At 73.7% G+C, this 5377-nt stretch carries 5 protein-coding genes; 3 read left to right on the top strand and 2 right to left on the bottom strand.

The features are described from left to right. A partial coding sequence (gene pdxR, locus P3L51_RS34775) for a MocR-like pyridoxine biosynthesis transcription factor PdxR (protein ID WP_354609365.1) occupies nucleotides 1–1455 on the bottom strand: 1455 nt, incomplete at its 3' end. A 47-nt stretch (nucleotides 1456–1502) separates the two neighbouring features. Here pdxR and P3L51_RS34770 point away from each other — a divergent pair. Then, nucleotides 1503–2435: a DMT family transporter gene (locus tag P3L51_RS34770; RefSeq protein WP_354609364.1), complete on the top strand. Its 933-nt coding sequence runs from the start codon at nucleotides 1503–1505 to the stop codon at nucleotides 2433–2435. 259 nt (nucleotides 2436–2694) lie between these two features. Beyond that, on the top strand, nucleotides 2695–3459 hold the full coding sequence (locus P3L51_RS34765; RefSeq protein WP_354609363.1) for a GntR family transcriptional regulator: 765 nt from the start codon (nucleotides 2695–2697) through the stop codon (nucleotides 3457–3459). A 96-nt stretch (nucleotides 3460–3555) separates the two neighbouring features. Here the strand turns inward: P3L51_RS34765 and P3L51_RS34760 are convergent, their stop codons facing one another. Beyond that, nucleotides 3556–4713 carry an ROK family protein gene (locus P3L51_RS34760; RefSeq protein WP_354609362.1) on the bottom strand — a complete coding sequence of 386 codons (1158 nt, stop codon included), beginning with the start codon at nucleotides 4711–4713 and terminating at the stop codon, nucleotides 3556–3558. 208 nt (nucleotides 4714–4921) lie between these two features. On the opposite strand from P3L51_RS34760, the gene P3L51_RS34755 reads away from it, so the two are divergent. Then, nucleotides 4922–5359, top strand: a complete 438-nt coding sequence (locus P3L51_RS34755; RefSeq protein ID WP_354609361.1) for a hypothetical protein — start codon at nucleotides 4922–4924, stop codon at nucleotides 5357–5359. The last annotated feature ends 18 nt before the right edge of the window (nucleotides 5360–5377 follow it).

Here is a 5377-nt window from a genome sequence, read left to right as displayed (position 1 = left end):
CAGGCCCCGCCCGACCGCCTCCGCCAGCAGCCGCACCCCGCGCGTGATGTCGGACGGCGACTGGTGCGCGTACCCCATGACGAGCCGGACCCGCCCGTCGTCCGGCCGCGCCGTGCCGTGGTACGCCAGCGGGCGCAGCGCGACACCGGCCGCCGCCGCGCGCGCCAGGAACCGCGCCTCGGGGCCGTAACGCCCCGGCAGTACCGCGATGACGTGCAGGCCCGCCGCGATACCGCTGACCTCGGTGCCGGGGAAGCGCTCGTCCAGGGCGGCGATCAGGGTGTCCCTGCGCCGCTGGTACGCCAGCCGGCAGCGGCGCAAGTGGCGGTCGTAGCCGCCCTGTTCGACGAAGTCCGCGAGCAGCGCCTGCTCCAGTACGGGATTGCCGAGGTCCATGGTGCGTTTGCGCTCGACCAGTTCCTCGGTCAGCTCCTCCGGCGCCAGCAGCCAGCCGATCCGCAGACCGGGTGCCATCGACTTGCTGACCGAGCCCATGTACGCGACGCGCTCCGGATCCAGCCCCTGCAACGCGCCCACCGGCGCCCGGTCGTAGCGGAAGTCTCCGTCGTAGTCGTCCTCCAGCACGAAACCGTCCACCGACCGCGCCCAGTCGAGGAGTTCGGTCCGGCGCGCCGCCGAGTACGCGATGCCGGACGGGTACTGGTGGGCCGGGGTCGTCACCACCGCGCGTACGCCCGACCGCTCCAGCGCGCCCGGCACCGGACCGTCGGAGTCCAGCGGCAGGAGGACAGAACGCAGACCGGCCGAGCCGAGCACCGCCCCGTTCTCCGGGCTGCCGGGATCCTCCAGACCCACCGTCCGCACCCCGCGCCCGTGCAGCGCGAAGCCGAGCAGCGTCATCGCCTGCGCCACCCCGGAACAGACCAGCAGCCGCTCCGGGTCGGCCGCGACCCCGCGCCGCCGGGTGAGCATCGCCGCCAGCGCCGTACGCAGCTCAGGCAGGCCCCGCGGATCCGGATAGCCGAGCGCCCGGTGCGGCAGCCGCGCCAGTACGGCCCGGTGCGTGGCACCCCACGCGGCGCGCGGGAAGAGTGAGAGGTCCGGCGTGCCAGGCACGAAGTCGGCGCGCGCGCCCGGCGGATGGGGCGCCCGGTCACGGGTCCCGCGCGCCGCCGCCCGTACGGCATCGCCCACCCACGTCCCGGAACCCTGCCCGCTGCGCAGATAGCCCTCGGCCGTGAGCTGTTCGTACGCGTCCGTGACCAGTCCCCGCGAGACCCCGAGATCCCCCGCGAGCTCACGGCTCGACGGCAGCCGGGTGCCCGCCGCGAGCCGCCCCGACCGCACCGCCTCACGCAGGGCGGACTGGAGCACCCGCCCACGCCGCCGGGCGGGCGCGGAGGCGAGCTCCACCTCCCACGCGTCGGTCCACGCCGTCCCCGACCCGCCGTCCCCACCAGTGGCAACACCCGAAGTGGTCCTCGATACCGTCATGGAAGTGGACCTTAAACCGGACCACCTCGCTCCGTAGCGTCGCCGTCATGAAAGCCACTTCCCCCGGCTCCCCACCGGCCGGGATGCTCCTCGCCGCCTTCGCCTGTGTCCTCGTCGGCGCCTCCTTCACCGCGAACAGCGTTCTCGGCGACTACCCGTACGCCGGCGGCCAGGCCCTGCGCTACGGCATCGCCTGTCTGCTCCTCCTCCCGCTCGTCGGCCGGGGCGCCGCCGCGTCCCTGCGTGCCCTCACCTCCGGGCAGTGGGGCAGGCTCGCCGCCGTCGCGGGCATCGGCATGGTCGGCTTCAACCTCTCCGTCATCGCCGCCGAACGCACCGCCGAGCCCGCGGTCCCCGGTGTTCTCGTCGGTTGCGCGCCGGTCGTCGTCGCCGTCCTCTTCCCCCTGCTGAGCCGGCGCCGTCCCGCGCGCCCCGTGGTGTACGGCGCGCTGGTGGTCGCCGTCGGCGCGTTCACCGTCCAGGGCTGGGGCCGTACGGACGCAGCCGGCCTCGGCTGGTCCGTCGCCGCGCTCGTCGGCGAGGTCGGCTTCGCCGTGCTGGCCGTCCCCGTACTGCGTCCGCTCGGACCCAGACTGCTCTCCGCGACCGTGGCCGGCCTCGCCGCGATCGGGTCCACGATCGCCGGGCTCGTCCTGGACGGCGCCCGGTTCGTCCGCGTACCCACCGGCGAGGAGGCGCTCGCGCTCGGCTGGCAGGCGGCCGTCGTGACCGTGATCGGCTTCATCTGCTGGTACATGGGAACGCAGCGCATCGGCGCCGAGCGGGCCACGCTCTTTTCCGGCCTCATCCCGGTGGCCGCGGCACTCACCGCGCCCCTCGTCGGCACGGGGGCGTACGGCCCCGCCCAGGCGGCCGGCAGCCTGCTGGTGGGCGTCGGCGTGGCACTCGGCTCCGGGGCGTTCCGGGCGCGGGGAGCGGCCCGCCGGGCCGCGGAGAGCGAGCCGGTCGGCACCCTCTGACATGCCTGTATGTGTCTGTCCCGACACGTCAGGTCCGCGCCCCCGGCGCTCCCACCTGCTGATGCCGTCGTTTCACGCCAAACCTGCGAACTCTGCGTGAACGATCTGTGGCAGAGTGCGATTCCGCCGGTCGATGCCCGCAGGATTGGTCTTGACCAAGACGATCGGCCGTCCTACTCTCGGAGAGTTAGTGCAGGAACCTTTAATAAACAAGTGCTGGGAAAAGCCGCCGGGGACACGGCGATTGCGGAGGATCACGGTGGGGACCACGCAGCTCGAAACTGTGCCGGAGCCGAAGTACTGGCACCTCAAGACCGTGCTGGGCCAGGCACTCGACTCCGATTTCGCGGTCGGGGAGGTCCTGCCCAACGAACGCGACCTCGCCGCCCGCTTCGGAGTCGCGCGCGCCACGCTCCGCCAGGCACTCGAACAGCTCGAACTCGAAGGCCGGCTGCAGCGCCGTCGCGGCGTCGGCACGACCGTCGCGCCCCCGCGTGTGGGTGTCGACGTGTCGACCACCCAGCAGGAGTGGCCGGGCGCCGACCCGGACGCGTGGCAGCCTGTCGACTCGGTGTCGGCCGTGGCGCCCCCCGCTGTGGCCAAGATGCTCGGGACGGACGCGGCCGACGAGGTCCACACCGTCCGCAGGACCCGCGTCACCCACGGCCAGACCGTGGCGGCCGAGCTTCTCTACGTGCCGTCGGCGTCCGTGCCGGAGCTGCCCGCCATAGACATTCCCTCGGGCCCCGCCCGCGCGCGCAGCGTGCTGCGCGAGCTCCAGCGGCTCGGCATGGAGGGCCAGGACCGGGCCGTCGAGCTGGGCTCGGCCCGCGTGGACGACGCCAAGGAACTGGACCGGCTGCCCGGCGCGCCCGTGCTCGTCGTCACCACGCGCTATCTCTCCGGAGGCCGTACGGCCGCCGTCTCGGTGGCGACCTACCGGGCCGACACCTGCCGGCTCACCTTCGGGGACACCGGTGACGTGCGGATAAGCCACCACGCCGCCGACCGCAAGGCATCCTGACCCCGCTCCCAGACCGCGCTCCCTGACCGCGCTCCCTGACCGCGCTTCGTACGATTCGGCGCTTCCTGCGATTCGACTCCGGCCCGTCGCCCTGTCTCAGCGGCGGGCCGTCACCGTCCCCTCGACGGCGAACAGTTGCTCCTCGACGTGGTCCAGCGCCAGGCGCAGCGCGCCCGTGGCCACCGCCGCCTCGCCCAGCAGCGACAGCGTCACCCGGGGCGGGCGCAGACAGTACCGGGACAGCTCGTCCCGCAGCGGGTCGAGTACGCCGTCGAGGCCGGCCGCCCAGCCGCCGACGACCACCAACTCCGGGTCGAGCGCCAGGACCAGTGCGGCCACGTCGTGCACCAGCCGCTGGATGAAGCGCTCCATCGCCTGCTTCGCCCCGAAGTCACCCTGCTTGGCCAGCGCGAACACGCGGGCCACCGCCCGCTCGTCGAGCGGATGCAGCGGCTCGTCGGTCGTCGACAGCAGCTTCTCCGGCGTCACCTCGCGCCCCAGCAGGTGCAGCGCCCCGATCTCACCGGCCGCGCCGTGGAAGCCGCGGTGCAGCCGCCCGCCGATCAGCGACCCGGCCCCCGGGCTGAGTCCCGCCAGGACGAAGACGATGTTGTCCGAATCGGTGGCCGCGCCCTTCCAATGCTCGGCGACGGCGGCCGCGTTGGCGTCGTTCTCCACCAGCACCGGACACCGGAACGAGCGCCGCAGCCGCTCGCCGAGCGCCAGGCCCGTCCACCCGGGCAGCGCTGTACCGAGCCGTACCGTCCCGTCGGCCTCCACGATGCCGGGGCTGCCGACACCGACGGCCCGCAGCGAACTGCGCGCCACCCCCGCCCGGCGCAGCACGTCGCTGACGACGACCCGCACCCGGTCGAGCCGCTCGTCCGCCGACGCGGTCTCCGTGGCGTCGCGCGAACTGGCGCCGATGATCCGGCCGTCGAGCCCCGACAGCAGCGCGGCCACCCGGTGCGGCCCGATCTCGATGCCCAGCAGATGCCCGGCCTCGGCCCGGAACCGGAACCTGCGCGCGGGACGGCCCTGCCGGCGGGCCTCACCCTCGCCCGGCGCCGACTCGACGACCAGGCCGATCTCCATCAGGCCCTCGACGACGCCTTCGACCGTGGGCCGTGACAGACCGGTGATCCGCGTCAGATCGGTGAAGGTGGGGCAATCGGCACCCCGCAGGGCGTGCAGCACCACGGCGGAGTTGATCCGCCGCAACAAGGAAGGGTCCCCGCCGGTCAGCCGCCCCACGGTCAGTCCTCCCAGCTCGTGCGCGTGTCTGCCGGATGGTACTCGGTGGTCGCCGAGGCGGCTAACGGACGACGGCACGGGGCGTGGGCCTTGCCGGAAAGCTCCCTTCGACGGCCGGAAGTGACCGGTCGGAGGGCGAGAGGCGGGGGGTGTGGGGGAGGTGCCTGACGGCCTGCCAATTGTCAGTGCCGGGCGCTTTACTGGAGTCATGAGCACCGCACAGCACCTCGCCACCATCGATCTGCTGTGTGCCCGGTCCTTCCCCGCCGAGCGCGCCGGGTCCGGGGTGGGGACGAGCGGGCCGGGGTATCACCTGGCGGAGTTGGCGCTCGGCGAGAGCTTCCGGGAGACCGACGGGTCGCGCCGCGCGCAGGAGGCGGAGCAGTACGAGGCGGAGTGCGCCGCACTCACGTCGGTGCTGGCGGCGCGGTGGGGGGAGCCGCAGCCGGTCAGCCTCTGGAGCACCCGGGTGCGCGCCGCCGAGGGCGAGGAGATACCGGAGCCGTGGCGCGCACTGTCCGACGGGGTCGGCCTCGCGCACCTGTGGCGGACCGGGGGCCGGTGGGTGGCGGTGGGCGTGTCCTGGCAGGGCGACGAGCACCCGCTCCAACTGCTCGCGGCGGTCACGGAGATCGACCCGCCCTAGGGGGTGTCTTCAGAGTCT

Origin of the sequence: Streptomyces panacea, from assembly GCF_040560175.1 — a bacterium.
Classification (GTDB): domain Bacteria; phylum Actinomycetota; class Actinomycetes; order Streptomycetales; family Streptomycetaceae; genus Streptomyces; species Streptomyces panacea.
Note: the sequence above shows the minus strand (reverse complement) of the source record. Positions and strands in the feature narration are given on the sequence as shown.

Bases quoted from the DNA above. Each gene is read 5' to 3' on its own strand.
- P3L51_RS34755 (WP_354609361.1), top strand. From the start codon at position 4,922: ATGAGCACCGCACAGCACCTCGCCACCATCGATCTGCTGTGTGCCCGG.
- P3L51_RS34770 (WP_354609364.1), top strand. From the start codon at position 1,503: ATGAAAGCCACTTCCCCCGGCTCCCCACCGGCCGGGATGCTCCTCGCC.